Source organism: Bacillus sp. FSL M8-0277, assembly GCF_037975305.1.
Taxonomy (GTDB): Bacteria; Bacillota; Bacilli; order Bacillales; family Bacillaceae; genus Bacillus; species Bacillus pumilus.
Genome location: NZ_CP150255.1, coordinates 1,979,216 through 1,992,336 on the forward strand (window position 1 = coordinate 1,979,216; position 13,121 = coordinate 1,992,336).

Below are 13,121 nucleotides of genomic sequence, written 5' to 3' on the forward strand. Positions count from 1 at the left end.
TATACTATGCAAGTTATGTGCCAACATGGGAAAATGCCCCTATTCTTTATAGAAGGAGCTTTACCCGTGATATTCAATGGATGGTGATGCCTATATTTCGGCATCTGCATATTTCTTCAGTTTATATTGCAGTGTTTGTCGAGGGATTTTTAAAGCGGCAGCGGTTTTTTTAATATTGCCATGATGCTTGTTTAAAGCTTCTTGAATGAGTGTTTGTTCAAATGAAGAAACCTGACTTTTTAAGGAGGCATTGAGTGTTCCTTCCTCAAGCTTCTGCGTACGTAAATGAGCAGGAAGGTATGAAGGTGTGATGTCTTCCGCTTCCTTTGGCATCATCAATACGGCATGCTCAATGGTATGTTTTAATTCTCGAACGTTCCCCGGCCAGTGGTGAGCCATAAACAATTGCTTTGTTTCTTCAGAAAGGCGTTTGACGTTTTTTGAAAACTGCTGATGATAGGTTTGAATGAAATGGCGGGAAAGCAGCGGGATGTCTTGCTTTCTCTCACGAAGCGGCGGGATATGAAAAGATGACACATGCAGTCTATAAAATAAGTCTTCTCTTAAAATTTGCTTTTTCACCGCTTCAAATGGGTCCATATTGAGTGCAGTAATGAGTCTTACATCTACTTGAATCGCTTTTGCATCTCCAATGCGGCGCACCACGCCATCCTCTAACACACGTAATAATTTCGTCTGCAGCGTGAGCGGCATCGCTTGCAGTTCATCAAGAAAAAGCGTGCCTCCATCAGCTAATTCAAAGAGCCCCTTGCGATCAATTGCGCCTGTATAGCTCCCTTTGACAGATCCGAACAATAGGCTTTCAAGTAGCGATTCTGGGAGTGCCGCACAGTTTTGCGGAATGAACACTTGGTTTTTCCGATCAGATTCATGAACGATGGCTTGAACCAGCACTTCTTTCCCTGTCCCTGTTTCCCCGTAGACAACAACTGATGACGGATAAGCAGCAGCTTTTTTTGCCTTTTCAAGCATTTCATTTAAGAGCGGATCATTTGTTAAAAATGAAGAAAAATCATGCATTTGTTCTGCCCCAGCCGCATCGTGTATTCGTTTTTTTTGATCTAAACGATTCGAAAGGGCTGACAGCTTCGATACATCTTTTGCGACTTCGACCGCACCTATTAACTGGCTGTCTTCAATAATAGGCAATGTCGTATTGACGGTCTCAATTCTTTCGCCGTTTTTATTCAAATAGGTTTGCAGCGAATGATAAATGGGCTTCCCTGTTCTCAAAACATGCATGAGCGTACTTGTTTTTTCTGTTAAAGAGGGATACACATCAAGGATGTACTTGCCAATCACCTCTTCTTTTTGTAAACAGTCAAACTTAGCGGCATTATGATTGTAAAAGATCGTCATTCCTTGATCATCTACAACATGGATGGCTTCATCAATGGCTTCTAAAATTAATTCAAACCAGTCCGCTCTTTCGACAACCTTCCCCATTCTTTCCCCCTCACTTTCAGTGCCGAAAAACCGGCATCTATTGCCGGATTTTCAGCGGCTTGATCATCTTCATCACACGTTCTCCTGTCCTTTCATGTTTCGCTTTTTCCTTGCAACTTCCTGCTTTTTTGTCAATAGCGTCAAAAAAGCACCCCTCTTATGAGGAGTGCTTTCGCCCTGATGTTTGATAAAGAGACATATCGAATTCTTGCAGCGATTCCATATACAGCGGCATTATCGGCTTTCCTTCTTGAAATAATGTAAATTGGGAAGGGTATAAATTAATTGGCTGATGATAAAAAGCAAATCGCTTTACAACCTCAGGGTCAATACGACAAAAAGTATGATGCATCAGTAAATAGACATCTTGTTTCCATTTAAAGAGCCGCCTGTTTGGCGGATTAAATACTGGTGACACTTGAATCATGCCGCCCTCTTCATACATCTGAAGCCGTTCATTTGAAATCGTATAGATATCCTTAGGATGAAACTGAAAATATTGCACGTCACGCTTTGAAGCAAACCGCCTTTTTTTCTGACCTTCAATATAATAGAACGTTTTCCCATGATCTGCTGTGACAACTGTATAATTAGGTACTGCCAGCATGTCTTTCATCTCATATTTCATCGCACATAACGACGGAACCCGAATGGCGCGTCTGTTTTTTTCGTTCACCCAGCACCTTTCAATTTCATGAAGATTCCCGCCTGCGATTTGGTAGTAATCCCCTTCCTTTTCAATCACCGTTCCGTCAATGAGATCATACGGCATACTCGAAAACAAATGATGAAAGGAATGAGGCGTTTTATACGTTGTATCAAGTACATCTCTTAATGGAAAAAAAGCAGCAAAATCATTCAGCCTCATCCAAAAAACAGAATCTGCATGATGCCAGTGTTTCGGCTCATCAGCCCAATATTGTCCGTATTTTTCATGAATTAGCGGAAGCAAACGCCTTCTGTGCATGACCGAACAATGGTCCACTTGAAAGGACGCATGCTCCAATATTTGGGCTGCTTCACGCACAAAGCTCATCGTCTCAACTAATTGCTTATCAACATGCACGACCCGCTGCGAGGAATACACGATATCGATATGAGGCTTCGACTGAAAAACATCCACCATTTTCTGCAAACGATCTTGATGATACACGGTATCATCGGTTAAATAACAAATGAGCTCACCTGTTATACGAGCTAGCGCTTCATTAATTAGTGTCGCATACCGTACGGTTAACAGCCGTTTTGCAGGATGAACCGTGCGTGAATACAGATGAATGCGCTCATCTTCTAAATAGGGCTGGATCTTTTGGATGGTGCCTTGTTCTGAGCCATCATCCATAATGAGAAGCTCCCAATTTGAATACGTTTGTTCCACCATACTCTTTAGCACACGATCAATGAAATCAGGTTTATTGTAGCTTGTTAAAATCACCGATACTTTCATGATCATTATCCTTTTTAGTTAGATTAAAAAGCCCCCCAGCTGACGATGTTCACGTAAGGTACATTCACTCTTAGCTGATTTGTCGCGTTTTTAAAGACCGCTACTGTATCAAAGAGCTGCACAACAACTACGTTTTGAAGGACATCTCCATTGACTAAATGAACGCGTGGCACTGGAATGCCAAGTTCAAGCCACGGACGAAGTAATTCTTTGATGTCTGACACACTCTCTTCCTCACTTTCTTCTAATAGACGAAGAAGAAGTAAAATCAAGATGACTTCAAGTACTCCTTCTGCTTCTAGTAATTCTTCGTTCCAACCATTTAATAATTGATCAAATTCCATTCATAATCCCTCTCTCTTCGCATTTAATCTTTACTAGAGTATGAGATTCACTTCATTTAGCCTCAGCATTTGAAAACATTTTTAAAAATGTGTGAAGTGATTAAATGATAAAAAGAGCAAGGAATCAGCGTTCTGCTTATACCAAAAAAAATGAACGGCATATACATAGGGGTGAGTTTGAATTGATGAAGAAAGGATGGGGAAAAAAATGAGCGACAAGCGTGCCGAATTAAAAAAAGAACTATTGAAAGTGTTTTTCAAACCGCTTACTCGTACATTAACAGTTAATCTTGAAGAAGGAGGAGTACAAATGGAAGAAAAATTGAATGATTTATTAAGTGAAGTGGCAGCCGAGGCATCACCTTCAGATTCTGCTACAACACTCGATGTATCTCAGCCAGCAAGATGGATTTTTGCAAGACTTGCACCAGGAACCGTCATTAGCATTGTCACTGACTCAGGTGATTTAATCGGGCCAGTTCAATTCGTAGCATTCAATGCTTTAACGGGTGTTGTATTTGTTACACAAGAAAGCTCAGTTACACCAACAGGCTCTGCAACGACTTTATTAGATGTAGATAAAGTTGAAAGTGTTACGTTCACATCTTAATGTGAGAGGGCCATCATGAAGCTTCTTTATATCAGCTCTGGCTACGGCGGAATCTATCATATGTTTGATCAATGGGTAGAAGAGAGCTTCATTGATTCCCCCTTTTCATGTGTAAAGATTGACAGAGAATCTCTACCCGCTCACATGCACAAAATCCGGACATTTTCTCCGGATTTTGTTTTGATGATGATCGGTGATCATGTTCCGAGCGAAGTGCTTCATCAATTCAAACAAGAAAAGATCCCGATCGTTTTGTGGATGACAGAAGATCCTTTTTATACAGATGTGTCAGCTGCTTGCACGCGTGATGCGCGGCTCATATTAACAATTGATGAAGGAGCTTTGCCTTTTTACAAGCAATTGGGCATAGTTGACGCCTACTACTTTCCCATTCCGGCAAATACACGTATTTTTCAAAAAAATGAATCGCCTGAAAAGATGTGCATCTACGACATTGCACTCGTTGGCTACCCTTATCCCAACCGCATGAAAGCCATTGATACACTCTTACAACAGAAAAAATGGCGAATTCTCGTTGCAGGTAAGGAATGGCATCGTCATTTAAATAAGTCACGAAGACATGATCGCGATCTCACATTAGTGACCAATTGGCTGAGCCCTCAGCAAATGGCGGACATCTATCAGCAATCAGCGATTGTTCTTAACCCGCACAGACCGGCTCAATTTGCCTATAACAAAAACAAAGCCATGATTCAAAATGTAAGCCTGAACAATAGAGCGTTTGATATCGCTGCAGCTGGAAGCTTTCAATTGACGGATCTACAACCGCCTCAAGCTTTTTCAAGCTTCGCTTTTTATAAAGATGAGGACGATTTGCTGGAACAGGTTGAATATTATGGATCAAATGCCGAGAAAAGAAAAGCAATCGCACGAAACAATTACGAACAAGTCGTTTCATGGAATACATTTGAGTCATTTCCACACAGACTTTATGAAATCGTAAAAAGCGCCCTATGACCGGGCGCTTTTCTCGTTGAAATTCTTCTTATACCTAACCCTCCGCATCTCTGCGAGCCAATAAGACTTTCTCCGCTTTCTCAAGATCTTCTTCCTGTTTGACCACAAGTGATTTTTGGGAATCCATGATATACGCTCCAACAGATCCTTCTAAAAAGGAATGAATGCATTCTTTTGCATATGGAACATGAAAAGCATACACTGCTCCATTTAAACGGCCATACGTATATGGCTGCTCATGCTTTGGCATGAAAAAGTAATGATTGTCCTTATATAAAGTGGCTTCATTATTCTCATGCAGTGTCCATGTCTCATTTGGGTTTTCTAGCGCCTCTGTAAAAGATGCCACGCAGTCATAGCTCCCTTCTACTAGAAGCTGCAAGCACTTCTCAATATCTTCCGGCTGTCTTAAAGGAGACGATGGATGCAAATATAGAACAATATCAAAGGTTTTCCCCTCACGCTCTAAGTAAGCAAGCGCATGCTTCACCGCTATGAGTGACGGTGTTTGTTCTGTTACATGACTGTCTGGAAGTTCTATCACACGGGATCCGTAGTGAGAAGAAATGATTTGTGTATTGACATCCTCTGTAGAGACGATGATTTCGTCTAACTCAATCATTTGCAGTAACGGCTGAATGGTCCAATAGATGAGCGGCCGCTCCGCCAATACGCGAATGTGTTCATCATGCTGATCGCGCCTGCTTCTAAAAGCTGGTATCAAGGCTAAAATACGATTTCCCCTATACATGTATTCCCTTCTCCCCTCGCGCAAAGCTCTCTACATATTCTTCCGAGCTGATCGCAGTACTGAAGTGTTCAGGTCTCTCATTTTTCTACTTATTCTCTTATCTCTCCATATTCTATTAAAACGTCATGCAGATGGTTATAATGTGTTCACCTAATTTATATAGAAAGTGGTTCTTTTCCTCAAACGGATACCACTCTTTCACATATGATGCAAAGTAGAGAAATGAGAGTTGGGGGATTAGATATGTCCAAAAAGATAGAAACGAGTTTGAAGGCTTTTTTTCGTGACAAAACGATATTAGTTACAGGCGGTACAGGTTCAATCGGACGTCAAATTGTGAAAAAATTAACATCATGCTCTCCAAAAAAGATTATCGTCTTCAGCAAAGATGACAGCAAACAATACATGATGAAAAATGAGTATGCGGATCACCCAGAAGTCGCCTTCGCTTTAGGCGATGTACGAGATGCAAGCCGCGTGAGACAGCTCGTCAAAGGCGTTGATATCATCTTTCATGCAGCCGCCTTAAAACAAGTACCTACTTGTGAAGACAATCCGTTTGAAGCCGTGCAAACAAATATTATCGGCGGGCAGCACATCATTGAGGCTGCAATCGAACATGAAGTCAGTCATGTTGTCAACATCTCCACAGACAAAGCAGTTTCTCCGACAAATGCCATGGGTGCAACAAAATTAATTTCAGAAAAACTATTTTTCCAAGCAAACGAAAGTATTCTGAACCAAAAAACATTGTTTTGCTCTGTGCGTTTTGGCAATGTGCTTGGATCAAGAGGTTCCGTCATTCCCATCATGCTCCAGCAGCTGTTAAATGAAAAACCTTTGACCGTAACTGATCCTCATATGACACGTTTTTTTATGTCCATCGAAGAGGCTGTCTCCCTCACACTTCAAGCAGCCATCATGATGAAAGGCGGCGAAACGTTCATTCTCAAGATGGAGTCATTACAGCTTGCTGATCTCTTAAAAGCGTTTCATGAATATGCTGCTCAAATCAATGTCTCATCTCCGGAAATTCTCGTTGTCGGGAAAAGACCTGGAGAAAAGCTTCACGAAGAGCTTACATTTCCGCACGAAGCAGATGCACTATTTGAGCATGAACAATTTTATGCCATTTTACCAAGACCAAAACTGCATGCTTCCTTTCAAAAAGTCGACTTAACCAATTACACATCCAATGAAGCGCCTCTCATTACAAAAGAAAAGCTATTCCGTATCATTGAACAATTACATCACACGCATCATAAAAAATAAAAAATCGTCACACGGAAGCAGATGCCTTCCATGTGACGATTTTTTAATAGATCAATCAAATAGATGTTTCAAATCCCCATAGCCTTCTTTTTCAAGATCATCTTTTGGGATAAACTTCAAAGCGGCTGAGTTAATACAATACCGAAGACCATTTGGTCCTGGTCCATCAGGAAAGACATGACCTAGATGAGAATCAGCTGTCTTGCTGCGCACCTCTGTCCGCACCATCCCATGGCTCTTATCCACCTTCTCGGCTACTTCCTCATCTTCAAGCGGCTTTGTGAAACTCGGCCAGCCGCAATGGGCATCAAACTTATCTAAAGAAGAAAAAAGCGGCTTGCCTGAAATAATATCTACATAAATGCCTTCTTCTTTATGATCCCAGAATTCATTTTGAAATGGCGGCTCAGTGCCATTATTTTGTGTGACTTCATACTGCATTCGGTTTAATTCTTTTAGTCGTTTTTCTTTATCGTTTGTCATGATTTATCACTCCAATGGGACTCAATAAAACCCGCTCTGCCAGAACCGACATGATATCGTTCGTAGTGCATTTTGTTCTTTTTATAATAGTGCTGATGATACTCCTCTGCGGGATAAAAAGGAGCAGCATCTAAAATTTCTGTCACAATTGGCTTTTGAAAGATGCCGCTTTCGTTCAGCTTCTCTTTCGATGCCTCTGCAAGCTTTCTCTGCTCATCATGATGAACATAAATACCTGTGCGGTAGGACTTTCCTCTATCACCAAATTGCCCGCCATCATCTGTTGGGTCTATTTGCTGCCAATACAGTTCTAATAGCTTTTCATACGGGAATACGTCTGGATCAAACGTGATTTGAACCGCTTCTCTATGCCCCGTTGTATTTGTACATACTTCTTCATAGGTCGGATTCACTGTATGTCCGCCAGTATACCCTGATTCAACTTTGATAATGCCCGGCTGTTCATCAAAAGGTTTAACCATACACCAGAAGCAGCCTCCTGCAAATGTGGCTAATTCTTGTTTTTCAGACATATTAGTGCCCCCTTCATTTAAAAAATGGTATCATCATATTATAACATGATGAAAAATAATGAAAATGATACGACTTGTCTACCTAAATGATAAAAAAGCATTTTGTCGTATTTTAAAATATAATGGGGGTTTAATGATTGGAACAAAGAAAAAAAATGATGTATGAAATGGATACTTTACTGAGAACCGTATTTAAGCAGATCCGTTATGAGATTAACAGCCTGCTCGAAAACGAATTATCTCGGAATGAATTTCTCATTTTAAATCTGCTTCGTGAGCAAGGTGCAAAAAAAGTAACGGAATTTGCGTCCATTCTAGGAGTGTCAGCAAGCCATATCACAGCTGTGACCGACACACTTGTAGAAAAGGGCTGGATCACCCGTATCCGTTCTAAAGAGGATCGCCGCATCATCAAAATCCACTTAACCGATAAGGGTAAGGAAATTACTGAGCATTTTGAGAAAAAGAAAACAGAATACTTTATGGAGCGATTTGAGTCATTCGACGATGAGGAACTAAAAACAATGATCAAATTATTTAAAAAGCTGGATAAAAGTCAAAAGGATGAAGCATAGAATTTAGCGCACTGGACATGCTACGGATAAAAAGAGGTGGAATGAACCATGACAAGCCCTTATCTTTGTCCAAACTGTAAAACGAACAGAACGCGCTTTAATCTGATTGAGCAGCTTTCAGAACCTGTGAAGCTGGACCCTGCGACCGGAGCAGTTGTCGAAAGATACGAAGGAGAGCAGCTTTCTCCTTTTCACATGAGCTATCAAGGTCCTCAAATAAAAGTCCAGTGCGGTGTTTGTGGTCTCATTGAGGATGAAAAAACGTTCATTAAGCTAGCTGAATATCATCAATATTCTTCTCCTTCTTAACATGCGGGCCTGACGGAAAACGTCAGGCTTTTTTCTATGCTTCGTTTGCCTATACAGATCGCCTTTTTCATGCATACGCTACAAAAAACACCATCGCATAAGAAAGTAGGGATTGATACATGCAGCAGCTCTTTTATCATAATTATCCATACCGTCCACTCGCTGCGGGCTTCGAGCACCCTCAAAGCAGCCCTTCATCCAAAGCCTTTATTCGGCTTTTTCACGCTGCCCCAGATCTTAGTGAGCTCGCTGTTTATGTGAACCGGAATGAGGTTTTGAAAAAAATGCCTTACAGCCAGTTAACAGCTTATATGGAGTGGGATGATGGAATGTATGAGATAGAAGTGTTCAAGCTAGCTACAAAACAAAGAGTTCTTCATTCTCGTATGATGATTAAACGTGACGAGATTTACACCCTATGTATCACGGGTGCACATGCAGGTTTTGCGCTGCTGACAGAGCGGCAAGACCCTCTGATTCAACATAAGGACCTGTCAGCCCTTACATTTGTCCACCTTTCTCCAGACCTTCCTTCCATTGATATATATGAACGTGATCAAGGGGTGTTAGCTAAGGAGCTTCACTATGTAAACAGCACTCACATTCATCATTTCTCCCCAAATAAATATCATTTTGAATTGAAAGCCGCCGGCACTCAAAGTATACTGCTTGATATCCCAAAAGTTCATCTGCAAGCAAACCGGGCATACCTCATTCTGCTTCATGGATTTGCTAACGGAGAGCCAGAGCTTATGGCGAAGGTGGTCTTGTCTCAGCAAATATAAAAAAGAGCCTTTTCCATAAAGGAAAGGCTCTTTACGAGACATCTTCAGCTTTTTCTTGCTTTTGAAAATCAAAAGCAAGAATCATGATACCTAGAAATAATGCACAATAGGCAATATTTAAGTAAAACTGATCGATATTTTCTGCTCTTAAATCAGTGGCAGCTGTGATGCCAAAGTACGCAGCAAATAAAAACGACAGTAAACTAAAATATTGATAGACTCGCTTCATGATTTCACTCCTGACTCACTTTCTATTGCTTTGGATGATAATATGAGAACTCAATTTCATCGTTCTCTAGATCAATTTTGTTTGCTTTCACATACATATCATTCGTCAACGGCATTTCTGAAAGGCGCACTTCAACCGTTTTTTGATCCGGTTTCACATGAACGAATTCTGGCAGTTCATAGAACTGGCCCATGTAGCTTAGAACAAAACTAATCGGAATGCTCAATTGTCCAATTGAAAGGCCATCCACTTTCAAAAGCACATCACCATTATCTTCGACAGTTGGCGTAAATGAGACGTTTGCATCAATCGTCGAAGAGAAAGCTTTAATGGCGCCTGTTACTTTTACATCTTGATCGATCGCCACATGAAAGTCTGGCATATCGCTTGACCCTTGATTTTTCAAGTAATCATTGATAAAGCTGGTGAGTGATTCCTTTGAGCTAGATATATTAAAAGAATACTCGCTTTTCAATTCTTTAGTTGAAGCGGATTGACCGCCTGGCATTAACATCAAAATACCGCAGGCAAGTACAATCAATAGATTGATTGCAAGTAAAATAAAAAATAAGCTTTTCCACTTTTTCATACGTTCACCCTATTCCTTCGGCAGTCCTTCTTTTTTCACTTTGGAGAATAAACGATTTGCCATAAGAGAGTACCCCTTTTGGTTTGGGTGGAAATCATCATCTGCCAGTAATTTTTCATCAGAATCTTCCTCAAATAAATCTGCTACATTGATCATATCAGCGTTGCCATCTTTTTTTAGTTCTTTTTTGGCGACGGCATTCCAGTCTTTGACGACTTCATCAATGTCTTTCAGCTCAGTGAGACTGAATTTAAAGGGATTATACATGCTTACATACATGATCTTCGCATGGTCATTATGTTCTCTCAGTTGAGCAAGAATGGTTTTAAAGCGCTCCTCAAAAGGCCCCTGCTCTTTTTGAAAAGGAGCAAACGTCAAATTGAGTACATTTTGACGAACGACATGCATTAAGTCATTGCCGCCGATCGTAAAGAAAATATAGTCAGCATCTTTCAGACCGTCTTGCACCTTTTTTTCTTTTAATCTTTTTAATAAATCTACCGTTCTACTGCCTTTAATGGCATAGTTTTTTAATGTGACAGATTGCACGCCGTCCACTGCTTCTAACTTGTCACGGGTCATGCCTGCATATCCTTTTTTTTGTTGATCTCCGATTCCTTCTGTTAAGGAATCTCCAACCGCTGCGATGGTAATATGTTCTTTTACGTCTTGTGTGTCTTCTAGTTTATCCTTTATGCCAGCCTCTTGCGCGGAACATGCAGAAAGAACAAAAGCTAGAGACATCACAATCAAAATCAAACGAGCCTTCAAACGATGATGTCCCTCCTTTTTCTGATTAAAAAAGTGTATCATGTTTTTGCTCATTTGAACATCTTTATGCTAGCTACGGATCAGCGTTTTGATGTCCTTGATGATGTCATCATATGGCGTGTTTTGTACACCATCATAATTTTTCATCACTTTTCCTTCTTGATCAACTAGGAAAAACAATGACTGATGGATCACTTGGTCTTCATCTTCAGGTTTCTTCACAATGGTTTTAAAGCTTTTCATTGCGAATTTTTCAATTGCTGACTGCGAGTAACCAGTGAGGAAATCCCAATTTTTAAAGGATAAAGGATATGCTTTTGCAAATTCTTTTAGCTTTTTCGGTGAATCTACCTCCGGGTCCACGCTAAAGGAAATGATATGCGCATCCAATTTTTCTTCTTTTAACCGTTTTTGCAGCTCTGTCATATGTGCAGTCATCGGCGGACAGATCGTTTCACAGCTTGTGAAAATAAAATCTGCCACCCATACTTTCCCCTTCAAATCATCCAATGACACCTTTTGTCCATCCTGATTTTCATATTCAAACGGCTGTATTTGATAATTTAACGCATCTTTGATTTGTCCATTTGAACATGAGACTAAAAGAAGCACGCTTATGATCATAAGCGCACCAAGTGAGGCTCCCCTTTTTTTAAGCATGGTACGTCCATCCCCTTTTCGAAGTCAATCGGTATAAAAAGTAAAGCCTATTGCACCTTTTCCAGTGTGACACGAAATAATTGGTGTTGTGTAGGCGATGTCAACAGGTGCTTCAGGTGTATGATCAAGCAGTGCTGATTTGAGCTTTTCAGCGAGTTCTAATGCATCTGCATGCGCTATCCCAATGGCTTGAACTGTTTTTCCTTTCACCGCATGTACATACTGTTTGGTTAAATAGCGGACAAGAGCAGAATAGCTTCTCACATTCGCTTCTGGCGTGTATACCCCGTCTGTTAAGCTGGCAATTGGTTTGATGTGAAGAAGTGAGCCGATCAGCGCCTTCCCTCTTCCAATTCTTCCACCTTTCACGAGATTTTCTAATGTATCGATTGTGACAAATAGCTTTGTTCCAAGACGGATTTTATCCATTTCTTTGATGATGTCTTCACGGCTTGCACCATTTTGTGCAAGTTCGGCTGCTTTGGTGACTTGAAACCCTAATCCATATGAAATAAAGTTTGAATCAATCACCGTGATGTTTCCGTCTACCATTTTCGAAGCGCTTTCAGCAGTTTGAACCGTACCACTCATCCCACCCGTTAAATGGATACTAATGACTTCGCTTCCATCTGCCGTCAGCCTTTCATATAATTCGACGAATTGACCGATCGCAGGTTGAGACGTTTTCGGCAATTCCTCAGCGGCCTCCATTTTTTCAATAAATTCATCTGGCTGTATATTCACTCGGTCAATATAATCAACCCCAGAAATGGAGATATTGAGCGGAATTACGTGAATGGAAAGATCATTGATTTTTTCTTGCGGAAGGTCCACTGTTGAATCTGTTACAATTTTAATTTGTTTCACTATTGTCTCATCCTTGCTGTCTTAGTCTTTACTTATGATATTACCTTATTTCGTGCAAACTTGAAAACAACTGTCATGACGTTTTTGAAATTGTCACATTTTCTTCTTATCATGAAAAAAATCCTTGCCAAGCTGAGCAGCAGCCATTTTAAAACAGCCGCTCACTCCCTTTGACAAAGATTCCTTTTTACGCATTGTGTTTCAGTGTAGGCTCCTGATAGATCTGCTCATATGTGCTCCACTTGACGTTACGTTTCACATCCTCTCTGAAAGAGTACACAGCTCTCTTTCCTTTAGATACATAGACTTTTTTCAAGAAAGCTTCAAGTCTAAAGGTGAGCATGAAACGATACGGCTCATCTCCCTTTAGTACAGGAACTTCTGTTACCTTGATCTGAGCTCCATCCATCCGTCTAAAACATATTGTTTTGAGCAGCACAAACGATCAATC

General features: G+C 40.6%; 18 protein-coding genes. 6 read left to right on the plus strand and 12 right to left on the minus strand.

All coding sequences use genetic code 11. The annotated features are described in order from the left end of the window. Nucleotides 1-90: 90 nt before the first annotated feature. The 3 genes from MKZ05_RS09750 to cgeC form a co-directional block, all read right to left on the minus strand. Entirely contained in the window at nt 91-1,467 is a 1,377-nt protein-coding gene (locus tag MKZ05_RS09750; protein WP_003216007.1) for a sigma-54-dependent Fis family transcriptional regulator, read from the minus strand. Between the two features lie 157 nt (nt 1,468-1,624). Next, nucleotides 1,625-2,920 (minus strand): glycosyltransferase family 2 protein, encoded by a 1,296-nt coding sequence (locus MKZ05_RS09755; RefSeq protein ID WP_339159941.1) that lies wholly within the window; start codon nt 2,918-2,920, stop codon nt 1,625-1,627. A 17-nt stretch (nt 2,921-2,937) separates the two neighbouring features. Further along, a complete protein-coding gene (gene cgeC, locus MKZ05_RS09760; protein ID WP_050943905.1) occupies nt 2,938-3,258 on the minus strand; it encodes a spore maturation protein CgeC in 321 nt (106 codons plus the stop codon). A gap of 208 nt (nt 3,259-3,466) precedes the next feature. Here cgeC and MKZ05_RS09765 point away from each other — a divergent pair, with 208 nt between their 5' ends. Together MKZ05_RS09765 and MKZ05_RS09770 are read left to right on the plus strand one after the other, a co-directional pair. Next, nucleotides 3,467-3,868 carry a hypothetical protein gene (locus MKZ05_RS09765; RefSeq protein ID WP_065098203.1) on the plus strand — a complete coding sequence of 134 codons (402 nt, stop codon included), beginning with the start codon at nt 3,467-3,469 and terminating at the stop codon, nt 3,866-3,868. Nucleotides 3,869-3,883: 15 nt separating this feature from the next. Then, nucleotides 3,884-4,846 (plus strand): DUF3880 domain-containing protein, encoded by a 963-nt coding sequence (locus MKZ05_RS09770; RefSeq protein WP_284907216.1) that lies wholly within the window; start codon nt 3,884-3,886, stop codon nt 4,844-4,846. A gap of 34 nt (nt 4,847-4,880) precedes the next feature. On the opposite strand, the gene MKZ05_RS09775 is transcribed toward MKZ05_RS09770, so the two are convergent. Next, on the minus strand, nt 4,881-5,597 hold the full coding sequence (locus MKZ05_RS09775; protein WP_284907215.1) for an acylneuraminate cytidylyltransferase: 717 nt from the start codon (nt 5,595-5,597) through the stop codon (nt 4,881-4,883). A gap of 243 nt (nt 5,598-5,840) precedes the next feature. On the opposite strand from MKZ05_RS09775, the gene MKZ05_RS09780 reads away from it, so the two are divergent. Further along, nucleotides 5,841-6,869, plus strand: coding sequence for an SDR family NAD(P)-dependent oxidoreductase (locus tag MKZ05_RS09780; RefSeq protein ID WP_050943901.1), 1,029 nt, complete (start codon nt 5,841-5,843; stop codon nt 6,867-6,869). A gap of 51 nt (nt 6,870-6,920) precedes the next feature. Here the strand turns inward: MKZ05_RS09780 and msrB are convergent, their stop codons facing one another. Together msrB and msrA are read right to left on the minus strand one after the other, a co-directional pair. Continuing rightward, nucleotides 6,921-7,352 carry a peptide-methionine (R)-S-oxide reductase MsrB gene (gene msrB, locus MKZ05_RS09785; protein ID WP_012010290.1) on the minus strand — a complete coding sequence of 144 codons (432 nt, stop codon included), beginning with the start codon at nt 7,350-7,352 and terminating at the stop codon, nt 6,921-6,923. Next, nucleotides 7,349-7,885, minus strand: a complete 537-nt coding sequence (gene msrA / locus MKZ05_RS09790) for a peptide-methionine (S)-S-oxide reductase MsrA (protein ID WP_339159946.1) — start codon at nt 7,883-7,885, stop codon at nt 7,349-7,351. Before msrA ends, msrB begins: the two co-directional genes overlap by 4 nt. A 137-nt stretch (nt 7,886-8,022) precedes the next feature. Here msrA and MKZ05_RS09795 point away from each other — a divergent pair, with 137 nt between their 5' ends. The 3 genes from MKZ05_RS09795 (at nt 8,023) to MKZ05_RS09805 (ending at nt 9,554) form a co-directional block, all read left to right on the plus strand. Next, entirely contained in the window at nt 8,023-8,460 is a 438-nt protein-coding gene (locus MKZ05_RS09795; protein ID WP_050943899.1) for a MarR family transcriptional regulator, read from the plus strand. A gap of 48 nt (nt 8,461-8,508) precedes the next feature. After that, the gene (locus MKZ05_RS09800; protein WP_012010293.1) at nt 8,509-8,769 is read left to right on the plus strand and encodes a hypothetical protein; all 261 of its coding nucleotides are present in this window, start codon (nt 8,509-8,511) and stop codon (nt 8,767-8,769) included. A gap of 119 nt (nt 8,770-8,888) precedes the next feature. Continuing rightward, nucleotides 8,889-9,554 (plus strand): DUF4397 domain-containing protein, encoded by a 666-nt coding sequence (locus tag MKZ05_RS09805; protein WP_339159949.1) that lies wholly within the window; start codon nt 8,889-8,891, stop codon nt 9,552-9,554. A 31-nt stretch (nt 9,555-9,585) separates the two neighbouring features. Here the strand turns inward: MKZ05_RS09805 and ypmT are convergent, their stop codons facing one another. The 6 genes from ypmT to MKZ05_RS09835 form a co-directional block, all read right to left on the minus strand. Continuing rightward, nucleotides 9,586-9,783 carry a protein YpmT gene (gene ypmT, locus MKZ05_RS09810; protein ID WP_012010295.1) on the minus strand — a complete coding sequence of 66 codons (198 nt, stop codon included), beginning with the start codon at nt 9,781-9,783 and terminating at the stop codon, nt 9,586-9,588. A gap of 22 nt (nt 9,784-9,805) precedes the next feature. Further along, a complete protein-coding gene (locus tag MKZ05_RS09815; RefSeq protein ID WP_050943897.1) occupies nt 9,806-10,372 on the minus strand; it encodes a YpmS family protein in 567 nt (188 codons plus the stop codon). Between the two features lie 9 nt (nt 10,373-10,381). After that, nucleotides 10,382-11,143, minus strand: coding sequence for an SGNH/GDSL hydrolase family protein (locus MKZ05_RS09820; protein WP_034620452.1), 762 nt, complete (start codon nt 11,141-11,143; stop codon nt 10,382-10,384). Between the two features lie 69 nt (nt 11,144-11,212). Continuing rightward, the gene (locus tag MKZ05_RS09825) at nt 11,213-11,803 is read right to left on the minus strand and encodes an SCO family protein (protein ID WP_003216134.1); all 591 of its coding nucleotides are present in this window, start codon (nt 11,801-11,803) and stop codon (nt 11,213-11,215) included. 24 nt (nt 11,804-11,827) lie between these two features. Further along, nucleotides 11,828-12,670 carry a DegV family protein gene (locus tag MKZ05_RS09830; protein WP_339159951.1) on the minus strand — a complete coding sequence of 281 codons (843 nt, stop codon included), beginning with the start codon at nt 12,668-12,670 and terminating at the stop codon, nt 11,828-11,830. 187 nt (nt 12,671-12,857) lie between these two features. Next, nucleotides 12,858-13,109, minus strand: a complete 252-nt coding sequence (locus MKZ05_RS09835; protein ID WP_003215729.1) for a YpmP family protein — start codon at nt 13,107-13,109, stop codon at nt 12,858-12,860. Between the last annotated feature and the right edge of the window lie 12 nt (nt 13,110-13,121).

Coding starts and splice junctions, on each gene's coding strand:
- MKZ05_RS09750 (WP_003216007.1), bottom strand. CDS start 1,467: ATGGGGAAGGTTGTCGAAAGAGCGGACTGGTTTGAATTAATTTTAGAA.
- MKZ05_RS09755 (WP_339159941.1), bottom strand. CDS start 2,920: ATGATCATGAAAGTATCGGTGATTTTAACAAGCTACAATAAACCTGAT.
- cgeC (WP_050943905.1), bottom strand. CDS start 3,258: ATGGAATTTGATCAATTATTAAATGGTTGGAACGAAGAATTACTAGAA.
- MKZ05_RS09765 (WP_065098203.1), top strand. CDS start 3,467: ATGAGCGACAAGCGTGCCGAATTAAAAAAAGAACTATTGAAAGTGTTT.
- MKZ05_RS09770 (WP_284907216.1), top strand. CDS start 3,884: ATGAAGCTTCTTTATATCAGCTCTGGCTACGGCGGAATCTATCATATG.
- MKZ05_RS09775 (WP_284907215.1), bottom strand. CDS start 5,597: ATGTATAGGGGAAATCGTATTTTAGCCTTGATACCAGCTTTTAGAAGC.
- MKZ05_RS09780 (WP_050943901.1), top strand. CDS start 5,841: ATGTCCAAAAAGATAGAAACGAGTTTGAAGGCTTTTTTTCGTGACAAA.
- msrB (WP_012010290.1), bottom strand. CDS start 7,352: ATGACAAACGATAAAGAAAAACGACTAAAAGAATTAAACCGAATGCAG.
- msrA (WP_339159946.1), bottom strand. CDS start 7,885: ATGTCTGAAAAACAAGAATTAGCCACATTTGCAGGAGGCTGCTTCTGG.
- MKZ05_RS09800 (WP_012010293.1), top strand. CDS start 8,509: ATGACAAGCCCTTATCTTTGTCCAAACTGTAAAACGAACAGAACGCGC.
- MKZ05_RS09805 (WP_339159949.1), top strand. CDS start 8,889: ATGCAGCAGCTCTTTTATCATAATTATCCATACCGTCCACTCGCTGCG.
- ypmT (WP_012010295.1), bottom strand. CDS start 9,783: ATGAAGCGAGTCTATCAATATTTTAGTTTACTGTCGTTTTTATTTGCT.
- MKZ05_RS09815 (WP_050943897.1), bottom strand. CDS start 10,372: ATGAAAAAGTGGAAAAGCTTATTTTTTATTTTACTTGCAATCAATCTA.
- MKZ05_RS09825 (WP_003216134.1), bottom strand. CDS start 11,803: ATGCTTAAAAAAAGGGGAGCCTCACTTGGTGCGCTTATGATCATAAGC.